The organism is Microcystis sp. Msp_OC_L_20101000_S702, from assembly GCF_007095705.1.
Lineage (GTDB): Bacteria > Cyanobacteriota > Cyanobacteriia > Cyanobacteriales > Microcystaceae > Microcystis > Microcystis ichthyoblabe_A.
Genome location: NZ_SFBO01000094.1, coordinates 1 through 21,507, shown reverse-complemented (window position 1 = coordinate 21,507; position 21,507 = coordinate 1). Strand labels below are relative to the sequence as shown.

Sequence of the window (21,507 nt, the reverse complement as noted above, 5' to 3'; positions counted from 1 at the left end):
GAATCAACGATCGGCCTGAATAATTCCTGGTCACCATGGCTAAAATAACCACTCTTAATTCGATCGATCACTCCCTTCAATTCGCGATTATTTTTGTAATAGCTCATCGGTTCATAACCGTGTGCTTTCTTAGCATAAACTTCTCCTGCTGTCAAGCCAAAAAGGAAGAAATTTTCTGCTCCTGCTTCCTCGCGAATTTCGATATTAGCACCGTCCAGAGTCCCAATGGTGAGGGAGCCATTCATGGCAAACTTCATATTACCGGTTCCGGAAGCTTCCTTACCCGCCGTGGAAATTTGTTCGGAAAGATCAGCCGCCGGATAGATGCGTTGACCCAAAGAAACGTTAAAGTTAGGCAGGAAAACCAATTTTAAACGACCTCTGACATCAGGATCCTTATTCACAATTTCAGCCACAGCATTAGTTAACTTAATAATTAACTTCGCCATAAAGTAACCGGGGGCTGCCTTACCACCAAAGATAAAAGTGCGCGGCACAATATCGATCTGAGGGTTCTGTTTAATGCGATTGTAAAGGGCGATAATGTGCAGAACTGCCAGATGTTGGCGTTTGTATTCGTGAATCCGTTTTACCTGCACGTCGAAAATCGAATTAACATCCACCTCGATATTGCGGGTTTTCAGCATATAAGCCGCTAAATCGGCCTTATTCGCCTGTTTAATTTCATACCAACGCTGACGAAATTCAGGATCATCAAGGTATTGTTCCAGTTTTCGCAATTCCTTCAGGTCTTTTAACCAATTATCGCCGATTTTTTCGGTAAATAGTGCCGATAATTGGGGATTGCTCAATAAAATCCACCGGCGCGGGGTGACACCATTGGTTTTATTGTAGAATTTTTCTGGCCAGAGCATAGCAAACTCTTTCAGGGTGTCCTTTTGCAGTAACTCCGTGTGTAAGGCAGCGACTCCGTTAATCGAGTGACTACCCACACAGGCTAAATTAGCCATGCGAATTTGTTTATTACCCCAACCAGCTTCTTCAACTATCGACAATTTGCCCAATAATTCCTCGTTATCGGGAAACCAAGTCCGCACATCGTCGAGGAAAAAGTGATTAATCAGGTAGATAATTTCTAGATGTCGGGGTAGCAATTTCCCGAGCAGATCCGCCGACCAACGTTCTAGGGCTTCTGGCAATAGGGTATGATTGGTATAAGCGAAGGTTTTTTGGGTAATTGCCCAAGCTTTTGACCATTCTAAGCCGTTTTCATCCACTAACAAACGCATTAACTCAGCGATCGCAATGGCGGGGTGAGTATCGTTCAGTTGAATAGCGGCGGTTTCGTGGAAATTTTGCAGATTTTTGTGGCTTTTTAGGTGAATGCGAATTAAATCTTGCAGGGAAGCAGCCACAAAAAAGTATTGTTGGGCGAGACGTAATTCGCGACCGGCGGGGGTGTTATCGTTGGGATAAAGGACTTTAGAAATGGTTTCCGCGTCCATTTTTTCAGCCACGGATTGATCGTATAACCCGGCGTTAAAAGCCTCAAAATTAAACGATTCACTCGCTTCTGCTTTCCAGAGACGCAAAGCATTAACCGTGTTGGTTTTGTAACCCGGGACGGGGGTATCGTGGGGAATGGCTAAAACCCGACGTTCCGGCAGCCATTGTACCCGTTCCTGTCCCTTATCATCGTGATAGATTTCCGTCCGGCCACCCAGTTTTACTTCCACACTTTCATCGGGACGGGGTAATTCCCAAGGATTGCCGAAGCGTAGCCAGTTATCGGGGATTTCCACCTGCCAACCGTCTTGGATCATTTGATGGAAAATGCCAAATTCGTAGCGGATACCGTAGCCGATGGCGGGAATTTCCAAGGAAGCGAGAGAATCAAGGAAACAAGCCGCTAAACGCCCTAAACCGCCGTTGCCGAGGCCGGGATCCGGTTCCTGTTCGATAATTTCCTCAAAATCAAGACCTAATTCCTCGATCATCTCTTTGATTAGGTCGTAAATACCCAAATTAGCGAGATTATTACCTAAATACCGCCCCATGAGAAATTCGGCGGAGAAATAGCAGACGAGTTTAACTTTTTCTTGTTTGTAGGTGTCGGTGGATTTCAGAAAACGACGCAGCAGGCGATCGCGAACGGTGTAGGCAAGGGCGACATAGTAATTGTAGGGACTGGCATTAGTGCGGTTAACCCCTTGCAAATAAAATAGATTGTCCAGAAAAGCCCGTTTTAGGGTTTCGGGACTCATGCCCGTGCGATCATCTTCAACTAAAGTGGGGCATTGAAGTGCTTCACGCCCATCAGCTAGGCTAGAGGTTGTCTCCATGGGTTTTTGTTGTCCATATATTCGGGAGTCGATCGCCGATCAGACCTGATGACGATATCCTTTATAGTTTACTTGTTACCTTTTGGAGAGACTCAGACATTTAGATTTCTATTGGTTTTGACGGGAGCAGCGATCGCAATTACCAACAAAAAAAGGGTGAACCCTGTCCACCCTTCCACAATTATTCACAAAAAAAGCTTAATAGCGTTTTTTTCTGTCACCACCACCACCATTGAAGGGTGCGCGCTCTTCACGCTCGCGGGCTTCGTTAACTTTAATTGATCGCCCCATCCATTCAGCACCATCCAGTGCCTCAATTGCGGCGGCTTCCTGGGCTTTACTTTCCATTTCCACGAAGGCGAAACCGCGTTTGCGGCCTGTCTCTTTGTCAACGGGAATATGGACTCTTTGAACGTTGCCGTACTCTTTAAAGACATCGGTTAGATCATCTTGGGAAATGTCGTAAGAGAGATTACCAACAAAAATAGACATAATACTTGAATCCTCGATCAATACTCGAAACGGTGTGGAGACACAAAATTCAGGGAGAAGCCGAACAATACTAAAGTAAAAGACTTACCGGATTAATACTGGAAACGAACTTGAACACTAATCTTGACTCTTGCCTCGATCATAACACAGAAAGAGTCGATCGCCGATCAGAATCTGATGGCGATATCCTTTATAGTTTACTTGTTACCTTTTGGAGAGACTCAGACATTTAGATTTCTATTGGTTTTGAGCGAAACTGCGATCGCAATTGCCGACAAAAAAAGGGTGAACCCTGTCCACCCTCCCACAATTATTCACAAAAAAAGCTTAATAGCGTTTTTTTCTGTCACCACCACCACCATTGAAGGGCGTGCGCTCTTCACGATCGCGGGCCTGGTTAACTTTAATTGCTCGCCCCATCCAGTCAGCACCATCCAGTGCCTCAATTGCGGCGGTTTCCTGGCCTTTACTTTCCATTTCCACGAAGGCGAAACCGCGTTTGCGCTGTGTCTCTTTGTCCAAGGGAATATGAACCCTCTTAACCTTGCCGTACTCTTTAAAGACCTCGACCAGATCTTCTTGGGAAATCTCGTAAGAGAGATTACCAACAAAAATAGACATAATACTTGAATCCTCGAACAATACTCGAAACGGTGTGGAGACACAAAATTCAGGGAGAAGCCGAACAATACTAAAGTAAAAGACTTACCGAGTTAATACTGAAAACGAACTTGAACACTAATCTTGACTCTCGCCTCGATCATAACACGAAAAGACTGGAGTTAATGTTAACTTTTATGCTTCAGGGGAAGAGACTATTTTGGCTATCGGTGGCTACTCCCTCAACCGCCAGCTTTTTTCTCCCGACGAAATAACCAAATCATCAGGGCCACCACACCGATTTGTAGGGCAAAATTGGGTAAAGCGGTGGCTACGTCCCTGCCTGCCGCTAATTGGGCCAGAAAAACCACCGCACCAATAAAACCGGAAGCACCTAAACCGAGATAGATAAACTGCCGCAGACCTCGGTAGGGATTGGCCGCTTCCTCTTTCAAGCGGGCGTATTTTTGGGTATCGAGTCGAGGGGATTTGCTCATAAAAAAATCTTTCTAGCTTTGTATCTATTGTCCGTGATATAATCGGAAACTGGCAATGTGCCGATGTAGCTCAGTGGTAGAGTAGTTGATTCGTAATCAATTGGTCGTGGGTTCAAATCCCATCATCGGCTTGGGGTTTTACCTCCCGGAAGTTGACTAAGAAATACTGGTACAGTGGTTAAATGCCTTGGTTTTGTGGCGGCTATGGCAAAACCCCCTAAGGCCTTTGCCAGGGATTTGCGGCTCTCTTGGGTTTGGTGGGTAAAATCTATTCTCAGATACATTCCCACTGGCGAGCGAATGGAACGAACCACAAAGACACAAAGGACACAAAGATTGATCGGTCTTATATAAGTTAAACTTATCACAACAAGAGTAAGAGAGCCGATTGACTTCAATAAGCCATTTTAGCAGCAAACAAGAGGTAAAAGAGTTAATTCCTCTAACCGATCGTTCCCTATTTTGGGCGAAATCTTTGGTAAAAAATCAGCTAGTTACTAAAGAAAAGTTTGAATAATTTCTGCGATCGCTTGACGTTGGCAATCGTCATATCCCCAGCGTTCTAGAAAGGCTTGATATTCTCCTTGTCCTGTGTTTAAACTGGTAGCTAATTGTCGTAATTTTTCCCCCAAGGCTGGCGATAATAACTGCTTAATTAGTTGACTGGTTTTTTCTTGGACTTTCTCAGAACCTCGAGCATTTTCTTCGTCTCCTTGACTGCGATGATAGATGACCATTGCCGTGGACATGACCAGATTTTTAACTAATAATTCATTCACCAATGTCGGGGAAGTTTTTAAAGCGGTGATTACCTCCAAACTAGGATATTCCGTATAGGATAAATCGCTGGTTGAATAAGTAACAAAGAATCCTCTGGCTCCATTTTCTGTTGAGACTAACTCAGTAATTTTCTGAGTGATTGTATCGGTATCTAAAAACTCAATTTGACTTAGTAAATCTTGAGTTTGTTGGATAGCATTTTCAAAAGTTATACCCATAACAATAAATATCCTTCTGTGAAGTTTAATAGAAAAATACTAAGCGTCTAAAGCATTTAACCAATTAGTTAAATCCTCCACTGTCGAAAAATCCAATAAAGCTTCTCCCACTCGTTCCAGAGCATCAATATTCAAGGTCATAATCCGACTCTCTAGAGCCACATCAATAGCTCCTAACTTACGTTTAATCAGACGAATAATTAGATTTCTTTCTCTTGCTAAACCCTGTTCTAAACCCTGTTCTAAACCCTGTTCTAAACCCTGTTCTAAACCCTGTTCTAAACCGAGGCGCATCCAACTGGTGGTAATCTGCATAACTCCCTCCTGTTCGGGTTGAATAAATGTGCTAATCTCCTGTTGAAATTCTATCTCCTCGGACGAGTTGAGATTGAGATAGGTATCGACAAAGCCTGAAATCAATTGCATTCTAGCGGCATCTAATCTTAATGTTACCAATAATCTTAGACATTGTGCTTTAACTTTTGCTCTATCGCGAGCATCAATTTTCATCTTAGCCATCAAAGCGGCTGCGACGGGATTAGCTTGATTGATAAAATCTCGCCAATTCAAGCGATTTAACTGGACAACTTGATAGTTAAATTCTAACACTTTTAAGTCAGGAAACTCAATTTTATATTGACGAATTGCTTCTTTTTGCGGACGATCATAGGAGAATATGACAATGGGATAAACTGGTAAGGCAAATTTTTGATGCAGACGAGCGAAATAAGTAAACATTCGCCGATTAAATTCTGGTTGAGAGCTAGACTGTGCTTCTAGATGAATTAAGAAAAATGATGATTGTCCTCGAAATTGAACTTGAGCGACTAAATCACTTTCATACTTTTCTCCTTCCGTGACATCGGTAAAGACTTCCTTGTCTAAAAATGTGATCTGATTAAGCTCTAAATAATTGATAATCTCAGGAAAAAATAACTGAATAAATTCAACAAAAAAAGTCGCAATTAATTCCTTAAATAAACGATCATGGTCAATAACATTATTCATACCTAATAATTATAAACGAGGAATCCTTCAGCTTATCTTCATACCTTTTTGTAGTAATTATCAAGGATTTTCCAATGACCAGCGCTAGGAGACAAAGAAATTAAATCCTCGATATTGCCTTCCATGCCAATTACCATAAAAGTTGGTTTTTATTCAAAAAATTTTTATCAATTTTTCATCCCTACCCAACCTCAGCAAAAACTTGCCGAACTGCTTGGGCTACTCGCTCAATTTGCTCGTCTGTGAGAGCTAAACCGCTAGGCAGATAAAAACCCCTGCGCGCCAGTCTTTCAGCCACGGGACAGGAAATATTTTGCAATAATCCCATTTTGTGAAATACCGGTTGTTCGTGCATACACCAGAAAAAAGGACGCGTACCAATCTGATGTTCTTTGAGGCGTTTCATCGCTTCCATAGCATCAAAGTTAACCTCATCTTTGAGAACAATACCATAAACCCAATAAATATTTTCGGCATAATCAGTTTGAGGTAGAGGCAATTCTAGACAGGGGATATTTTGCAATAATTCCCTGTAGCGTCTGCCCATTTTTCTTTTGCGCTGGACAAAAGTTTCTAGCTGTTCTAATTGGGCTAAACCCACTGCCGCTTGCAGATTAGTCATCCTCAGATTCCAGCCCAGTTCTTCGTGAATAAAACGTCGTTGGGGCTGAAAATATAAATTTCTCAGGGAACGACAACGCTCAAAAATATCCTCTTGGTTGGTGACAATCATGCCCCCTTCCCCAGTGGTAATATGTTTGTTGGAATAAAAACTAAAGATGCTGATATCACCGAAACTACCACAGGGTTTACCTTGATAGGTTTGACCGTGCATTTCCGCCGCATCTTCAATAATCTTCAAACCGTATTTTTGAGCTAATTCTAAAACTGGAGTCATTGCCACCGGTAATCCGTAGATATGAACCACCATTATCGCTTTAGTGCGGGGCGTGATTTTTGCCTCTATCTGAGCGATATCCATGTTCCAAGTCCGCGCTTCGCAGTCCACCACCACGGGAATCGCCCCGGCTTTGACAATGGCGGCCGCGCAGGAAATGATGGTAAAAGTGGGAAGAATTACTTCATCCCCCGAACCAATTCCTAAAGCGACGATGGCCGCTTCTAAGGCCATAGAACCATTGCACACGGAAACGGCATACTTTCGCCCAACAGCGAGGGCAAATTTTTCTTCAAACTTCTCAACGAAGGGACCTTCCGAAGAAATCCAACCGCTATCAATACATTCGTTAAGATACTGTTTTTCCTTGCCCGCAAGTAGTGGCTCATTGACAGGAATAAAGCTACTCATTCTATCTCTGCTCCTGCCATTTTAACCAAGGTTTCCTCAATTCCTGTAAAGCGAGCTTTATCCTGATTACCAACATAGGGACCCTGTTTTACTTCAATCATTTCTATTTCTTCTAAGACTTGGAAACCATGGCCACCTTGGATCAATAAAACCACATCCCCATCTCTCAATATATGACTTTCTAGATATTTTTGGTCGTCATCATAGAAATCTACCCGCAGTTTTCCTTTTTTGATAATTAAGACTTCCTGGGTAAAAAATACTTCCCGTTGTACTTTGTTATGAACGTGGGGCATAATACTTTTTCCCGTCGGGTGTCTCATATAGGCCAACTGTTGGGAAAAATCGTCGGGAGTTAGGAAATGAACTCCCTCTTGGTTAAACTCTCGTCGGAGAATTATCGCTAAAACTTTACCCTCTTTCATGATTTGAGAAATTGGCAAAGAGTTAAATTTACTTTCTGGCTTATTTTTCTGATTTGGTCGGCAGAGAAAATCCAAAGATAAAAAGTCTGCAGCTAGTTTAAACATGAATTGAACCCTCCTTAGGAAATGGTTGTGAGAAAGGCTGAAATTAATTTACAGAAAAGAAACGGCCAACCTATGACTAACTTTTGTTACCCCTAATAGGCCAGGGTGAGAGCATCTCAAACGCTATTGACAATTGACTTGTGATCCGCGTCGGCATTTCAAGTGATACCAGTCAATCATCATAGTTACGAACTCGACCCATTTGGTTGATTTTTGCTTAACAATTGAGATGGCAAATTCTACTTAAATATGCCTGAACCAGCCTCTGGGTAAGCAACTCACATAAAGTTTATTTGATCAAGGATTGTTAAGATTGGCTTACCCTCCTAATGGGCCGATTTAATTTACTAAAGCTTAATCTAATTAATAAGATATTGATTTAGTTAATACAGGTTTAATCTGGATTAAGGCAATGACATTATACCATACATTTAAAAAAATACAAGCGTAAATTTGTTTTTTTAAAATCTTTTTATAGACGAGCTTAACTTATCTTAAAATGTAGTGTACGGCTTACCTGCCATCCTTATTTGACTGACGGCTAACTGCTATATTTTCTGATGATGATATAAATAGCAAAAACTATAGACGAATAGCTATGAGCTTTGGTGAAGAATTTCAATTACTGCTGCGGGCGCGCTATCCTCTCATCTATATTACCACCTTAGAAGAAGAACGTCTCGAAAAAGCGATCGCCGATATTGCCAAACAGAGCAATAACCGTGCTGTCTATGTCTGGGATTTTGTGGATGGTTATCAAGATAATCCCAATAATGAGAACTTTGCTCGGCGTAATCCCCTGCAAGCTCTTGAGTTCGTCGAAAAGCTGCCGACTAACATCGCCGCCATCATGATTTTACGCGATTTCCAGCGCTTTCTCGAAGATATTTCCATCGCCAGAAAATTGCGTAATCTTGCCCGTTCCCTGAAATCTCAGCCTAAAAACCTAATTATCGTCGCTTCCGAACTGTCTATCCCCTCGGATCTCACCGAAGTAATCACCGTCGTCGATTTTCCCCTCCCCAGTGGCGAAGAAATTAAACAGGAAATTCAGCGATTAATCGCTGCCACCGGACAACCCGTCAAAGAACCACTCCTCGATGAATTAGTGCTTTCTGCCCAAGGATTATCCCTAGAGAGAATTCGTCGGGTTTTAGCTAAATGTTTAGCCAGTCACGGCAAAATTGAGCCAGAGGACGTGGAATTAATTTTGGCAGAAAAACGCCAATCGATTCGTCAAACCCAGATATTGGACTTTTATCCCGCCACAGAGCAGATTTCTGACATCGGCGGCCTAGATAATCTCAAAGATTGGCTGATTCGTCGCGGTGGTGCTTTTAGTGAACGCGCCCGCGCCTACGGTTTACCCAATCCCCGGGGTTTACTATTGGTGGGAATTCAAGGAACGGGTAAATCCCTGACAGCGAAAGCTATTTCCCATCATTGGCACTTACCGCTACTACGTCTAGACGTGGGGCGTTTATTTGGCGGATTGGTGGGAGAATCGGAATCACGCACCCGTCAGATGATTAATCTCGCCGAAGCTTTAGCTCCCTGTGTGCTGTGGATAGACGAAATCGATAAAGCTTTCGCCGGAGCGGAGGGAAAAGGCGACGGAGGAACCACCGGACGGGTTTTCGGGACTTTTATCACTTGGTTAGCGGAGAAACAATCGCCAGTTTTTGTCGTCGCTACGGCTAATAACATCCAATCTTTGCCCCCGGAAATGTTGCGAAAAGGACGCTTCGATGAGATATTTTTTGTCGGACTACCTAGCCAAAAGTCCCGCGAGGAGATTTTTAGCGTTCATCTGGGGAAAGTCCGGCCCCATAATCTAAAAAGTTATGATATAAAGCGACTAGCCTACGAAACTCCCGATTTTTCGGGGGCAGAAATCGAACAAACCATCGTGGAAGCGATGCACATCGGGTTTAGTCAAAATCGCGACTTTAGCACCGATGATGTGCTTGAGGCCGCTAGTCAGATTATACCCCTAGCCCGCACTGCTCAAGAACAGATCCAGTTTCTACAGGATTGGGCCAAGTCCGGTAAAGCTCGTTTAGCCTCTCGCGATGATCGTTTTAATGTTAATCCTAACAGTTAATTTAGCACCAATATGAAGCGTTTATCTGGTTTATTACAATTTATGGTTGGTTTTGTCCTGGGAGTGGTCATTTTAGTCGGTGGGGCCACTGCTGTCGCCTATATACTTCTCTCTGGTATGAATTCTAATCCTCCTAAACCCGTCTTTACCGAGGAGAAAAAAGAGGAAACTAAGGAGGAAAAAGCCGCTAAACCCATCCCCACTACTCCCGTCCAAGAACAACCCCAAGCTGAGGTGAAAGAGTCTCCCACAGCTGCCCCAGCACCAAAAGCTGCCCCGAAACCCAGTCCCGAAGAAACAAAAAAAGAAACCACATCCGAGGGTTATCAAGCGCGGGTGACATGGCAAAGCGGTTTAAGTCTGCGCTCGGAACCTACCAGTGAATCCACTCGTCTCGGCGGTCTGGATTATAATACTAAAGTCAGTGTGGTGGGAACCAGCAGCGATGGGCAATGGCATCGCGTGCGTCTGTCCGATGGTCGCGAAGGTTGGATTAAAGCGGGTAATATTTCTAGAGTCGAGTAAATATTTATAAGGGTTAGGTTTTCTAAATCTACCCCTTTCCCTAATCAGTAATTGGACAAAATTAAATTGACACTCTGGCAGGAGAGAACCCCAGAACTGCTCAACTCCAGAAGTAAAAAATATCTGTGATTAATTCTGTCTAGGTATTCAATCACTACTTCAAGAGCGATTATCGCGATTAACTTTTCTGATTAACCAATAACTTGCCGCTAAAGCTAAGGTTCCCACGGTGAGCGCAATTAAATCATCTTTACTGTATTTCTTGGGATCGAAAATAATAATTTTTCGAGAGATGGCAATTAAAGCCGTAACTACGACTAATTCAACCTGTACGATGTGTTTTCTTAAGTAAGCAGTGACGTTTTCTAATAACTCTAAGGCGATTAAAATATTGAGAAATAATCCGAAGATTTCAATTAAAGTTTTACTAAAAAAACCGACGGGTTCCGTAGTAAATAAATCTTGGATTAAGATAACTACTAGATCATAAAGAGAAACAATAATAACAACAATTAAGGCTACGGATAAAACCTTAGAAACTATGTTTTCAATGAGATGAATCGACCTCATGAAATCTTCATCGCGCCATTGTTGACCAAAATTGATAAGTAGTTTCCGTATCTGTTTGAGCATGATCGATTAAGTAAAAAGTAAAAATTATTATTGTATTTTATTGCTAATTGTTCTATTTAGTTAATAAGTAAGCTGATCCCCCCTTGATCCCCCCTTAATAAGGGTCCCCCCTTGATCCCCCCTTAATAAGGGGGGCGTTGATCCCCCCTTGATCCCCCCTTAATAAGGGGGGCGTTGATCCCCCCTTGATCCCCCCTTAATAAGGGGGGCGTTGATCCCCCCTGCCCCCTTAATAAGGGGGGTATCTGACAATTTTTAAAATCTACCTACTTAGAAATAATTTTACTTGAAGAAGGCTTCCCTAGAAAAAAAATCTAGGTGCGATCGCTATTAAGTCAACCGCACCCCAAACTAATACAAATGCTCACATCTAGCTGACATCATCGTGAGCGAAACGATTATAAAGGAAGTCGAGGGCATAGTTACGCAGACGATAATATTCAGGGTCCTCCATAATTCTCTCTCGATCGCGGGGACGGGGGAAATGAATATTCATCACTTCGCCGATTTTCGCTTCCGGTCCATTGGTCATCATTACCAGCTTATCAGCGAGGAAAAGAGCCTCATCGATATCGTGGGTAATCATCAACACCGTACAGCGTTTATCTTGCCAGATTTTCAGCAATTCTTCCTGTAATTCCTCTTTGGTAATCGCATCCAACGCACCGAAAGGTTCATCAAGAATCAACACTTCCGGACGGATAGAAAGGGCCCGGGCGATCGAAACCCGTTGTTTCATCCCCCCGGAGATTTGGGGAGGGGTTTTGTCCATAGCTTCGGTTAAACCCACCATAGCTAAATGGTCGCGCACGATCGAGCGTTTTTGTGCCTCTGGAGCATTGGGAGACACCGCATCTACCGCGAGATAGACATTTTCAAAAACGCTTAACCAAGGCAATAAAGCATAGTTTTGAAACACTACCATGCGATCGGGACCGGGTTTAGTAATTGTCTTACCGTTAACTTTAACGATGCCATCGGTGGGAGAAGAAAAACCCGACACCATATTTAATAGGGTCGATTTACCGCAACCAGAGTGACCGATCACGCAGATAAATTCACCTTCATTGATGCTGAGATTAACATCCTTGAGGACGGTGTAGGGGCCTCTGGGAGTGGGATAAACCTTAGAAACTCCTTCAATGGTGACAAAAGCTTCTTTAGTGGGGGTCTGGGTTGCCCGGTTAACGGTGTCGGTGGTGGTGTACATGATTAGTCTTTGGGGGAAATTAGATAATAGGAGCAATGGCTAGGGATAATTGGCTAGGAATTATCCCCTTAGTCGATTTTTAGGCAATTTTGCGGGATTCACTGGCACTAGGACGAGCATCAATAGCCACTTCGGCCATAGTGACGTTTTGTTTGATCTCTAAACTATTGAGATAACCGATCGGATCCTCGGCATCAAACTCGATACCATCGAATAAAAGGATCGGTGTGCGACGATATTTAATATCCCCTAGACCCAATTCCCGGGCCGCGGTACTAAAAACACCCACCCGACAGACGCGTTCGAGAATTTCTACCCAGTTACGCGGGAAAGGAATGTGGCCCCAGCGAGCCATTTGGGTCATCATCCAGAGGTGTTCGGTACGACTGGGACGATTTACCCCATCTCCATAGAACAGATGGTGTGCATATTCTTTCATCGGTCGATCGAGACTGCACGCATAGGAGTTGGGATCACCCAGTTGGATATAATCGATATTGGTACTAAGGTACTGGCGACTGGCGAGGATTCGACGAATTTCTTCCTGATTCCCTTCCTCGGCACAGTAGCGACAACCTTCCAGCAGTGCTTTAACTAAAGCGACGTGGGTATTAGGGTATTTATTGGCCCAATCTTCCCGGACTCCCAGGGCCTTACCCGGGTGGCCCTGCCAGATTTCTAAGTCGGTGGCGACGGTGTAACCGATACCCTCCATGGCGGACCTGAGATTCCAAGGTTCACCGACACAGTAACCGTCAATACTACCGGTTTTCAGGTCGGCTACCATTTGGGCCGGGGGAATAGTTTCGAGGTGAACGTCTTTATCGGGGTCAATTCCCGCTGCCGCTAACCAGTAACGTAGGAGCAAATTGTGCATCGAGGAGGGGTGAACAATGCCAAAAATATGGCGCTGATCCCTCGATTCCAATAGCATCTGTCTTAAGGCGTTACCGTCAATCACCCCCTCGTCATAGAAGCGTTTAGCGAGGGTGACACCGTTACCGTTACGAGTCATAGTCAGGGCGCTGACAATCGGCAAAGGTTGCTCCTGATAACCACCGACGGTTAACCAGGTGGGCATTCCCGAAGGCATTTGCGCCCCGTCGAGGAATCCCCCCGCGATCCCGTCCACAACGCCTCGCCAACTGGTTTCCCGGACCAAATTTACCTCATCTAGACCATGTTTAGTGAAGAATCCCTTTTCTTTGGCCACTGCTAGGGGCGCGCAAGCGGTGAGGGGAACAAAACCGATTTCTAGATTGACTTTTTCTAAACCGTGACGGGCAATTACTTCGACTTTGCGAGCGCGTAGTTTTTTGATCCGTTTTTGTTGGTTGAGGAAATAGATAATTTCACTCCGGAGACTGTAGTAACTGGGGTGTTCCACCACTTCCATGCGTTTGCGGGGACGGGGGATATCTACTTCCAAAATACCGCCAATTTTTGAGCCGGGACCGTTGGTGAGCATGACGATGCGATCGGATAATAGCACCGCTTCATCCACATCGTGCGTCACCATTACCGAGGTCATTTGGTATTCTTCGCACAGCTGCATTAACTGTTCCTGTAGATTACCTCTAGTCAGGGCATCTAACGCGCCAAAGGGTTCATCTAAAAGTAGGACTTTCGGACGAATGGCTAGGGCGCGAGCGATCGCTACCCGTTGTTTCATCCCCCCCGATAATTCGTTGGGACGTTTATCCACTGCATGACGAAGATTGACCAGATCGATATATTTTTCGACTTCAGCTTTTCTTTCGTCTTCTGATAGTTGGGTGAGAACTTGATCGACGGCCAGAGTGATATTTTCTTTGACGGTTAACCAGGGCAAAAGGGAATAGTTTTGGAAGACTACCATGCGATCTGGCCCTGGTTTTTTAATGCTTTGACCTTGCAAAGTCACCACCCCTTCCGTGGGCAAATCTAAACCAGCGATCATGTTTAAGAGGGTGGATTTTCCGCAACCAGAGTGACCGATGAGGGAGATAAATTCCCCTTTTTTGATCTGTAAATCGATACCTTTCAAGGCCACATATTCACCGCCACCACTGAGGGGGAATACTTTATCAATGTTATCGACAGCGACAAACAAACTCATAGTTTTTTTCTCCTTAAATTGGCTCAAGTTTTAGTTATTTAGAAATGGGGAAAGTTTCCCCATTGATTCCCTATTGACGAACGATTTGAGTTTGCAACCAAGCCATAAAGCGATCGAGTAATAAACCCACACCACCGATATAAAACAGCGCAAGAATAATATCGCTGATGTAGTTATTTTGGTAGGCATCCCAGATAAAGAAACCGATACCGACGATACCCGACATAACAATTTCCGCCGCAATAATCGCTAACCAAGCTAAACCGATCGCAATTCTCAAACCAGTGAATATGTAGGGAAGTGCCGAGGGAATTAATATCTTGAAAAAGAATTTTTTGCTGGACAATTGCAAGACTTGTTTAACGTTGATATAGTCTTGGGGAATTTGTTGGACACCGACGGTGGTATTAATCAAAATCGGCCAAACTGCGGTAATAAAGATAACGAATAAAGCAGCAGGTTGGTTTTGTTGTAAAGCGGCCAAAGATAGGGGAACCCAAGCAAGAGGAGGAACTGTTCTCAGGAATTGGAAAAGGGGATCGAGTGCCTTATTTAAGAAAGAATTTAAACCGACCATAATCCCAACGCCAATACCCACCACTGCGGCTAAAGAATAACCGATTAATACCCGTTGCAGACTGGCTAAAGTTTGCCAGAATAGTCCTTTATCAATGCCCCCACGATCAAAGAAAGGATACATTAAATAAGTACGAGTCCGTTCATTGGTGATTAGGTCGGATGGGGGGGGTAATTTGATTAATCCCAGCATCGAGACTAATTGCCAAACAATCAGAAAACCCAGGGTACCGATAATGGGGGGAAGAATGTCATGGGAATGCTTTTTCCAGAATTTACCGAAGTTGAAACCACCTTTACCTGTTCTGCTGACGCTACTTGCCATTTTGCCGTTTTCCTTTGTTGAAGATAAAGTTACTTGATTGGGAAGAGAAGAAAACATTTTTGGGATTGATAGACTAGATATTTTATGCACCTAGCCTATCGGTAAAAGCTCGCTATTTTTTGATCTCCAAACTATCGAGATAAGCTTGGGGATTGGCAGGATCAAAAGTTTTGCCATCAAAGAATTTTTCGACACCCCGGGAGGTACTGGTGGGAATATCGGCTGCGGGAACTCCTAATTCTGTAGCTGCCGCTTTCCAAAGATCCTCGCGGTTAACCTTGTCGATTAATGCTGAGGCAGTGGTTAAAGTTTCTTTCGGCAAGAAACCCCAACGAACACTTTCGGTTAAAAACCAGAGATCATGACTCTTGTAGGGATAGGAAACGCTACCGGCGGGATCTTTCCAGTAGAAAACCCCTTTATTTTTGTCGGTGATTTCCGGTTTACCGTCACCCATTTTCTGCATTCCTTTGAGGGGACCGGCGATAATTTCTTCTTTGAGGTTGAAATAAGCCGGTTTAGCGAGAATTGCCGCCGCTTCTGCCCGATTTGCCTCTTGATCGAGCCATTGCTGCGCTTCCATAATTCCTTTTAATAGTGCCTTAGTGGCTTTCGGGTTTTTATCCACCCAATCGGCGCGGATAGCGAGGTATTCTTCCGGGTGATAGGGCCAGATTTCTGCGGTTAAAGCTGACATAAAACCGATCTGATCAGCCACAATTCTTGCCGGCCAGGGATCGCCGGTACTAAACGCATCCATGGTTCCCGTTTTCATGTTGGCCACGGTTTGGGCTGCGGGTACGGCAATTAGGTTAATATCCGTATCGGGGTTAATACCACCGGCGGCTAACCAGTAACGAATCCAGAAGTCTTGGTTAGCTTTCGGGAAAGTATAGGCGGCTTTGAAGGGAGTTCCCGTCGTTTTCATGGCGAGGATGTAATCTTTGGCGGGTTTCAGGTCTAAACCGATATTTTTGCCCTCGTGTTTACCCGCGATCGCAATTCCGTTACCCTGGGTGTTTAACTGCGCTAACACATACATGGGGACTTTAACGTTATTTTTGGTGATTAGTCCCTCGGAAATTAGGTAAGGCATGGGCATTTGCCACTGTCCTCCGTCAATTCCGCCCGCATCTGCCCCAATTTCGACGTTATCTCTAGCAGATCCCCAGTTTGCTTGTTTGGAGACTTCCACATCGGGCATCCCGTGTTTAGCAAAAAAGCCTTTTTCCTTGGCAATAATTAAGGGTGCGGCCTCAACGATAGGAATATAACCTAATTTAATTTTGGTGGTTTCAGGAGCTTGTTCCGGGGCGATGGCGACGGGAGAGGCTGCCGGGGAAGCGGGCGCGGTGGTGGTGGTTCCACCCGTACTGTCGGGGGGATTACCCACACAACCTTTGAGGACAACAGCCCCTGCGGCTGAAACTGCCGCCGTGGTTAAAAATTTCCGTCTCGAAAAATTTGACATAGAATCCTCCTACCTGCTGCTAAAGCAAATATGTGTGCTGAATTATGGGTAAAGGAATCCCTCGCTAAACTTCCCTTCTAGCCCGTGCTATAGAAATTTAGCTATGGAATATTGAATCTCGATTGAACTTACTAAATAAGTCTAGCGGAATTTGGAAAAAATAATTAATCCGAGCGAGAATTTTATTTACAAAAATTTAATTCGATTGATAAGAATTAATTAAGACCATTGATATATCTAGCTTCTAGCCACTTAAAAAGGTTTCCGTAGGGCGCTGGAGCAGGGGTGATGGGGTGATGGAAGTGGGGAGAAACAACAAAATGAGCCAAGGGTGAGTTTTAGGAATGCGGCTCCTTCCGGCTTGGTAGAATGGACAATATGCTTTCACCCCAAAGTAATGACCAGATCTAAAAAGCCGAAATCACCGAACTCCTCTGATTCGCCTACCTCTCCTTCCTTGGCTCTGTCTTCCCTACATTTTCGTCTCCAAGCTTTAGAGGAGGAGCATCAGTGGCTCCTTAAGCAGATTGGCAGAAAACGCAACGAACTGAAGAAATTCCTCGACCAGATGCGTTCCTTAGCGACGGAGATTTTCCAGAGAGGGCAACCCCTCTATCAAAAACTTACCGACCTCGACCGCGAAATACACGCCCTTTTTGACGAAATCCTCACTGCTAGAAAAATGGGGCAGCAGACAAAAAAAAGGATTCTCGGAATTTACGAGACACTTCAGTTAACGGGGGTGATTAGCCCAAAATTTGAGGATGGAGATGAAGAACTAGACGAACTTTTCGGAGACGAAGAGTCGGAAGGATCATCGGAGCAATCCGCGCAGGATTTCTTCTCTGGGGGAGACTCCTACGGCCGTCACGATGATGGAACAGAGCTATCACCTGAAAGCTCGCCTAAATCTCCTGAATCTAGACAAATACGCCGCACTTTCCTGAGAATGGCCGAGATTTTTCACCCCGACAAGGTTACAGACCCCGAAACTCGGATGCGTCACAACGAGATTATGAAGGAAGTCAACCGTGCCTATAAAGAGGGAGATATTGCCAGACTGCTGGAAATCGAACGACAGCATCAAATGGGGGACTCTTTCGCGGTTGAAGGCTCATCGGAAAGCGACCTCCAACGACAGTGCGAGAGGGTTGAAACCAATAACGAACTACTTAAAAAGCAATACGAGAACCTGAAAAGAGAACTGCGCTCGGTGCGAAATACCCCGGAAGGCGAGATGGTGAGGGCCAGTCGCGCTTGTGAGAAGGATGGCATCGACCCGATTGAGCAAATGCTAGAGGAGATGAAATTACAAGTTCAATCCACCGAAAAAGTCTATAATTTTGTCCGTGACTTCCGCGATAAAAAGATAACGGTTAAAGAGTTTCTGCGCGGACCGGTCAGGATGGGCAGAAGCCCGGAAGAGATGGAAGACATTCTTGATCAACTTCTGGAGCAACTTCGCGGAATCAGCCGTTAAAGAGAGAAAGCCAATATTTAGGGTATGCGGCAAAAAGTTTTTCCCGGGGGCCGAGTGTGGGGTTTTACCTAATTTTCAGGGAAAAAGTCCCTGAATTTTCCCCCCAATCACTCCAATGGTCGGCACTTTTTGAGGGAAAAAAAGTCTAAAAACCTTATCCAACAAGGTTTTTAGATTTATTCAGCAAACCCTATATATTCTCGAATTAGTTAGGCGATTAGCTTTAACGCCAATTCTCCCACGATAATCCTTGAATACGAGCAAATTCTTGGGGATTGGCCGTAATTAATTTAAGATTATGAGTAATCGCCGTTGCACCGATTAACAGATCGTAAGCACCAATGGGAGTGCCGGATTGTTTGAGAGCTGCTCTAATTTGAGCGGCGCAAATCGCTTCTTGATTGCCAAAGGCAAGAATTGAGATAGAAGCAAGAAATTTGTCAAGAATGGGTCTTATTTTCTTTGCCTTCGCTGGATTAAGAAGTAGTCCATATTCGATTTCCATTAAAGTTATCGCAGAAACGGCAATTTCCCTAGGAGAGTGATTTTTGATCTGCACTAGAGTGTTGCTATCACCTTTGACAAAATCACTAATCGTACAAGTATCGAGCAAAACCAGCACTAAATCACCTCATCTTCTCTAGGTGGGGAAAGTTCCTCTCTATAAGCTTCAAAAACAATAGCATCACTTATACCTTGAAAATTAAGGATAGTTGACGACCATTGCGACTGTTCTTTTGTGGTAATTAAAAGCTGTATTGCTTCTCGAATCAAAGCATTCTGGGATTTGCCTGTAGAGTGAGATAAAGCCTGTAGTTGCTGACTTAATTCATCTTCCAGATAAAGATTGAGGTTCATAACTTAAATTAAGCAAGTATCAATTAACTTTATTATAACAGGATAACTTCTTTCTTTTCTGGGCTGAGATATTTATCAGCGTTTACTATTCTAATAGCAACCTGACCAGCTTTTTGAGCAACTTTACTACCCATAATATCACACCACCTTCCCAACTGATAACCGATAACTCTTGAGTAACGCACAGAAAACGGGTTTCTCGGAGAAACCCGTTTCTGCTCATGCAAACGACAAAAAGGCGAATAAATAATCAGGATTAAGCTTTTGTTACTCCCGATCAACCTTTTTTAAACCACGCCTTAAGTCTCACTAATTTCCTGTCGTGGGTCATCCTTGGGTGGATGGAGTTGGCCGGCTATCCATTGCCGTCGGGCATTCTGGATAAAGGGTTGAATATGGTCGATCGAAAGAGGGGCGGAACTGAGGAGTTCGGGATAGTGACAGTATTTACACCGGAACCTAGCGCATTGTCGAACAATATGGTAGAGCGATTTAGGAATGACCATTTACTCTGGCGGCAATGACAGCGTTGATGTAGCTGAAAATTTGGTCGAGTTCGCCAATCGCTTCTAGCTCAAGGACTTCCTCCGGGGTGAGATCATCAGCTTTTTTTTTGTCAAGAAGCGTCTGCATCCGATCGCCCAGTTCATCTGTAAATTTGAATAGGGTGAGATTATTAATCTGTTGCACCCGCAATCCTTTGGGAATCAGGCTAGAGGGTTTGACAAGAGCGCTCATGGTTGTAGCTGGCTTTTTGAGCAACTTTACTGCCCATAATATCACACCACCTTCCCAACTGATAACCGATAACTCTTTCATTGCCTTAATAAAATTTAACATTAACGCCATTTTCTCAAAAAAATCGACCCGCCTAAGGGCGGGAAAGAAAAGAAAAAAGAAAAAATAGAGAATGAGGGTAAAAAGGGAAAAAAAGAGAAAAAGGGTTAGAGAGTTCTCCCGAATACGCAGACTACCCGAAAACCGCAGAGGTCGAAGTCGCCGCAGCGGTAGCTGAATCTTGGTTAATTGTCCAACGGTCTTTTTTAATGGCATTTCCCACAAGATTATGGCAGCAATCCGCCAGCTGCCATGGCTACAGTTCCCCCCTAAATGCCTTTTGTAAAAGGGAATTAAAGAGATTTTCGGATTGTTCCTCTCCACTGATCAAATTCATGTAGTATCTATGAAAACCTAGAAACCACTTTCCAAATTTTTGCTGTTTTTGTGATGGAGGTTTTATGAACTCAATACTTGAGAATTTGCTCTTATTGACCATGCCTTTCATTGAATCAGTAGACTGTGCTTGCACAAGATGTTGAGCAACGAATAACTGGCCGTATAAAAAGTACGGATCTACATCTGAATTTGGAACCACAGCATTAATTTGTTGATTAAATGCTACTTCTCTATCAGTAAGGGCAGCCCGCCCAATACTTGATCTACTTCCAGCTATGCAGGTCACTAGAACCGAACCATTAGGGACAGTTCTAGCTATCTTCTTTCCCTTCGCCGAAAGCTTTTCTTCTGCCTCTGTCAAAAAATGCTCAGGAGTGGTGATGTTATCCGACTTAATCCATTCGATTTCGTCTCCATAGTTTTCTGAGACAGAACGAGGAGGAGTGTTTCCAGTCAATATTTTACCAAAATCACCGAGTTTAGCTATCTCCCACCCTTTCGGATTAGTAACAGGATCACCGAACATCTCTAGGAAAGTCGATTTTAACAACTCCTCAGTCAACCGAATCGCCTCTTTGCGCTTGCGTCGCACCCCATCCGCTTTATCTAAAATTGCCGCAATTCTTCGCTGTTCTTCGAGGGGTGGGAGGGGATTTTTATCCTTTTCAAGTTCCCCACTGGTAACTGTTTGAGTGCTGTACCAGTTTGAAGTTGACTTATTTGTCCTTTAACTCGATCCCCTTCAAAACAATAAAGTAAATAAAGTGGATCTATCTTGTGGGGATTTGGGCGTAGTAAAACAAGTTGAGCATTGATATTAGAATCATTATATCTTTTGGGTACTAAGGCAACTTTCCCTAAATCACCTCTAGTGCTAATTAGAACATCGTTCGTTTTCAAATGCCCTTTTTTAAGAAGACCATGCTTTTGGGGCGATATAAAGTACATTTCCTCATCCGAAATACTTTTGTTAACCAAATTATTAGCCCGTATAAAAGGAACACCACTTTCTATAAATTCTTCTGATCTCGGATATTTAGACGAATAGTTTCCATCAGATATATGAATATCAAGATCACCAATTTCCAGCCACTGAATCATATTTTTGCTCATCCCAACATCTCCTTTAACGCGCGTAAAACCAGATCAATCTTATTTTCAAACATAAATCAAATATCCTTTCGGTTGACTAAAACGGTGGGTTACGACGGATTGTTAGATTGACTTTAACGCCTAGATTGTTGCCGTCTAACCCACCCTACTATGAACTCTTCTCCCCCCTTTTTAAGGGGGGTTGGGGGGGATCGAATGGCG

20 protein-coding genes, 1 tRNA gene and 1 pseudogene are annotated in these 21,507 nt (G+C 43.8%); 4 read left to right on the top strand and 18 right to left on the bottom strand.

Translation table 11 applies throughout. The features are described 5' to 3' along the window. The 4 genes from EWV60_RS10520 to EWV60_RS10505 all read right to left on the bottom strand — a co-directional run. Nucleotides 1-2,303, bottom strand: a 2,303-nt coding sequence (locus tag EWV60_RS10520; RefSeq protein ID WP_287232228.1) for a glycogen/starch/alpha-glucan phosphorylase, incomplete at its 3' end; no start/stop codon positions are given. Between the two features lie 198 nt (nucleotides 2,304-2,501). Then, a complete protein-coding gene (gene rbp / locus EWV60_RS10515) occupies nucleotides 2,502-2,795 on the bottom strand; it encodes an RNA-binding regulator (protein ID WP_287232227.1) in 294 nt (97 codons plus the stop codon). Between the two features lie 327 nt (nucleotides 2,796-3,122). After that, nucleotides 3,123-3,416, bottom strand: coding sequence for an RNA-binding regulator (gene rbp / locus EWV60_RS10510; RefSeq protein WP_287232226.1), 294 nt, complete (start codon nucleotides 3,414-3,416; stop codon nucleotides 3,123-3,125). 221 nt (nucleotides 3,417-3,637) lie between these two features. Continuing rightward, complete coding sequence (locus EWV60_RS10505; protein ID WP_002791004.1) at nucleotides 3,638-3,892, bottom strand: DUF3493 domain-containing protein; 255 nt, start codon at nucleotides 3,890-3,892, stop codon at nucleotides 3,638-3,640. 59 nt (nucleotides 3,893-3,951) lie between these two features. Between EWV60_RS10505 and EWV60_RS10500 the strand changes: the two genes are divergently transcribed. Then, nucleotides 3,952-4,023: transfer RNA gene (locus EWV60_RS10500), tRNA-Thr, on the top strand. 366 nt (nucleotides 4,024-4,389) lie between these two features. Here the strand turns inward: EWV60_RS10500 and EWV60_RS10495 are convergent. The 4 genes from EWV60_RS10495 to EWV60_RS10480 all read right to left on the bottom strand — a co-directional run bounded on the left by EWV60_RS10495 (nucleotide 4,390) and on the right by EWV60_RS10480 (nucleotide 7,737). Continuing rightward, a complete protein-coding gene (locus tag EWV60_RS10495) occupies nucleotides 4,390-4,890 on the bottom strand; it encodes a sll1618 family protein (protein ID WP_287232225.1) in 501 nt (166 codons plus the stop codon). Nucleotides 4,891-4,929: 39 nt separating this feature from the next. Continuing rightward, complete coding sequence (locus tag EWV60_RS10490) at nucleotides 4,930-5,898, bottom strand: DUF4351 domain-containing protein (protein ID WP_287232224.1); 969 nt, start codon at nucleotides 5,896-5,898, stop codon at nucleotides 4,930-4,932. A gap of 181 nt (nucleotides 5,899-6,079) precedes the next feature. Continuing rightward, nucleotides 6,080-7,207, bottom strand: coding sequence for a DegT/DnrJ/EryC1/StrS family aminotransferase (locus tag EWV60_RS10485; protein ID WP_287232223.1), 1,128 nt, complete (start codon nucleotides 7,205-7,207; stop codon nucleotides 6,080-6,082). Further along, on the bottom strand, nucleotides 7,204-7,737 hold the full coding sequence (locus EWV60_RS10480) for a cupin domain-containing protein (protein WP_002751481.1): 534 nt from the start codon (nucleotides 7,735-7,737) through the stop codon (nucleotides 7,204-7,206). The genes EWV60_RS10485 and EWV60_RS10480 overlap by 4 nt, the downstream gene beginning before the upstream one ends. A 598-nt stretch (nucleotides 7,738-8,335) precedes the next feature. Here EWV60_RS10480 and EWV60_RS10475 point away from each other — a divergent pair. Together EWV60_RS10475 and EWV60_RS10470 are read left to right on the top strand one after the other, a co-directional pair. Continuing rightward, nucleotides 8,336-9,841, top strand: coding sequence for a Ycf46 family AAA ATPase (locus tag EWV60_RS10475; protein ID WP_002751478.1), 1,506 nt, complete (start codon nucleotides 8,336-8,338; stop codon nucleotides 9,839-9,841). Between the two features lie 12 nt (nucleotides 9,842-9,853). After that, nucleotides 9,854-10,366, top strand: a complete 513-nt coding sequence (locus EWV60_RS10470; protein WP_002751477.1) for an SH3 domain-containing protein — start codon at nucleotides 9,854-9,856, stop codon at nucleotides 10,364-10,366. Nucleotides 10,367-10,525: 159 nt separating this feature from the next. Here EWV60_RS10470 and EWV60_RS10465 read toward each other — a convergent pair whose 3' ends face one another. From EWV60_RS10465 to EWV60_RS10445, 5 genes are all read right to left on the bottom strand, one after another. Beyond that, nucleotides 10,526-10,999, bottom strand: a complete 474-nt coding sequence (locus tag EWV60_RS10465; RefSeq protein WP_002751476.1) for a phosphate-starvation-inducible PsiE family protein — start codon at nucleotides 10,997-10,999, stop codon at nucleotides 10,526-10,528. Between the two features lie 370 nt (nucleotides 11,000-11,369). Beyond that, nucleotides 11,370-12,209 (bottom strand): nitrate ABC transporter ATP-binding protein, encoded by an 840-nt coding sequence (locus EWV60_RS10460; RefSeq protein WP_287232222.1) that lies wholly within the window; start codon nucleotides 12,207-12,209, stop codon nucleotides 11,370-11,372. A gap of 79 nt (nucleotides 12,210-12,288) precedes the next feature. Continuing rightward, a complete protein-coding gene (locus tag EWV60_RS10455; RefSeq protein WP_287232221.1) occupies nucleotides 12,289-14,307 on the bottom strand; it encodes an ABC transporter ATP-binding/substrate-binding protein in 2,019 nt (672 codons plus the stop codon). 70 nt (nucleotides 14,308-14,377) lie between these two features. Beyond that, complete coding sequence (ntrB, locus tag EWV60_RS10450; protein ID WP_287232229.1) at nucleotides 14,378-15,208, bottom strand: nitrate ABC transporter permease; 831 nt, start codon at nucleotides 15,206-15,208, stop codon at nucleotides 14,378-14,380. A 112-nt stretch (nucleotides 15,209-15,320) separates the two neighbouring features. Continuing rightward, nucleotides 15,321-16,679 carry a CmpA/NrtA family ABC transporter substrate-binding protein gene (locus EWV60_RS10445; RefSeq protein ID WP_287232220.1) on the bottom strand — a complete coding sequence of 453 codons (1,359 nt, stop codon included), beginning with the start codon at nucleotides 16,677-16,679 and terminating at the stop codon, nucleotides 15,321-15,323. A 397-nt stretch (nucleotides 16,680-17,076) separates the two neighbouring features. Here EWV60_RS10445 and EWV60_RS10440 point away from each other — a divergent pair, with 397 nt between their 5' ends. Beyond that, a complete protein-coding gene (locus EWV60_RS10440) occupies nucleotides 17,077-18,159 on the top strand; it encodes a molecular chaperone DnaJ (RefSeq protein WP_287232219.1) in 1,083 nt (360 codons plus the stop codon). A 223-nt stretch (nucleotides 18,160-18,382) separates the two neighbouring features. On the opposite strand, the gene EWV60_RS10435 is transcribed toward EWV60_RS10440, so the two are convergent. From EWV60_RS10435 to EWV60_RS23380, 5 genes and pseudogenes are all read right to left on the bottom strand, one after another. Further along, entirely contained in the window at nucleotides 18,383-18,781 is a 399-nt protein-coding gene (locus EWV60_RS10435; RefSeq protein ID WP_002737815.1) for a type II toxin-antitoxin system VapC family toxin, read from the bottom strand. Beyond that, a complete protein-coding gene (locus EWV60_RS10430; protein WP_002736406.1) occupies nucleotides 18,781-19,017 on the bottom strand; it encodes a ribbon-helix-helix protein, CopG family in 237 nt (78 codons plus the stop codon). The genes EWV60_RS10435 and EWV60_RS10430 overlap by 1 nt, the downstream gene beginning before the upstream one ends. Before the next feature lie 299 nt (nucleotides 19,018-19,316). Beyond that, nucleotides 19,317-19,523, bottom strand: coding sequence for a hypothetical protein (locus EWV60_RS10425; protein ID WP_002735486.1), 207 nt, complete (start codon nucleotides 19,521-19,523; stop codon nucleotides 19,317-19,319). Next, the gene (locus tag EWV60_RS10420; RefSeq protein ID WP_253852335.1) at nucleotides 19,510-19,857 is read right to left on the bottom strand and encodes a hypothetical protein; all 348 of its coding nucleotides are present in this window, start codon (nucleotides 19,855-19,857) and stop codon (nucleotides 19,510-19,512) included. The genes EWV60_RS10425 and EWV60_RS10420 overlap by 14 nt, the downstream gene beginning before the upstream one ends. Nucleotides 19,858-20,110: 253 nt before the next feature. Continuing rightward, nucleotides 20,111-21,306 (bottom strand): annotated as a pseudogene (locus EWV60_RS23380) (restriction endonuclease subunit S). Nucleotides 21,307-21,507 lie beyond the last annotated feature (201 nt).

Excerpts from the sequence above, each read along its gene's own strand:
- rbp (WP_287232227.1), bottom strand. The coding sequence starts at position 2,795 with ATGTCTATTTTTGTTGGTAATCTCTCTTACGACATTTCCCAAGATGAT.
- rbp (WP_287232226.1), bottom strand. The coding sequence starts at position 3,416 with ATGTCTATTTTTGTTGGTAATCTCTCTTACGAGATTTCCCAAGAAGAT.
- EWV60_RS10505 (WP_002791004.1), bottom strand. The coding sequence starts at position 3,892 with ATGAGCAAATCCCCTCGACTCGATACCCAAAAATACGCCCGCTTGAAA.
- EWV60_RS10495 (WP_287232225.1), bottom strand. The coding sequence starts at position 4,890 with ATGGGTATAACTTTTGAAAATGCTATCCAACAAACTCAAGATTTACTA.
- EWV60_RS10490 (WP_287232224.1), bottom strand. The coding sequence starts at position 5,898 with ATGAATAATGTTATTGACCATGATCGTTTATTTAAGGAATTAATTGCG.
- EWV60_RS10485 (WP_287232223.1), bottom strand. The coding sequence starts at position 7,207 with ATGAGTAGCTTTATTCCTGTCAATGAGCCACTACTTGCGGGCAAGGAA.
- EWV60_RS10480 (WP_002751481.1), bottom strand. The coding sequence starts at position 7,737 with ATGTTTAAACTAGCTGCAGACTTTTTATCTTTGGATTTTCTCTGCCGA.
- EWV60_RS10475 (WP_002751478.1), top strand. The coding sequence starts at position 8,336 with ATGAGCTTTGGTGAAGAATTTCAATTACTGCTGCGGGCGCGCTATCCT.
- EWV60_RS10470 (WP_002751477.1), top strand. The coding sequence starts at position 9,854 with ATGAAGCGTTTATCTGGTTTATTACAATTTATGGTTGGTTTTGTCCTG.
- EWV60_RS10465 (WP_002751476.1), bottom strand. The coding sequence starts at position 10,999 with ATGCTCAAACAGATACGGAAACTACTTATCAATTTTGGTCAACAATGG.
- EWV60_RS10460 (WP_287232222.1), bottom strand. The coding sequence starts at position 12,209 with ATGTACACCACCACCGACACCGTTAACCGGGCAACCCAGACCCCCACT.
- EWV60_RS10455 (WP_287232221.1), bottom strand. The coding sequence starts at position 14,307 with ATGAGTTTGTTTGTCGCTGTCGATAACATTGATAAAGTATTCCCCCTC.
- ntrB (WP_287232229.1), bottom strand. The coding sequence starts at position 15,208 with ATGGCAAGTAGCGTCAGCAGAACAGGTAAAGGTGGTTTCAACTTCGGT.
- EWV60_RS10445 (WP_287232220.1), bottom strand. The coding sequence starts at position 16,679 with ATGTCAAATTTTTCGAGACGGAAATTTTTAACCACGGCGGCAGTTTCA.
- EWV60_RS10440 (WP_287232219.1), top strand. The coding sequence starts at position 17,077 with ATGACCAGATCTAAAAAGCCGAAATCACCGAACTCCTCTGATTCGCCT.
- EWV60_RS10430 (WP_002736406.1), bottom strand. The coding sequence starts at position 19,017 with ATGAACCTCAATCTTTATCTGGAAGATGAATTAAGTCAGCAACTACAG.
- EWV60_RS10425 (WP_002735486.1), bottom strand. The coding sequence starts at position 19,523 with ATGGTCATTCCTAAATCGCTCTACCATATTGTTCGACAATGCGCTAGG.
- EWV60_RS10420 (WP_253852335.1), bottom strand. The coding sequence starts at position 19,857 with ATGTTAAATTTTATTAAGGCAATGAAAGAGTTATCGGTTATCAGTTGG.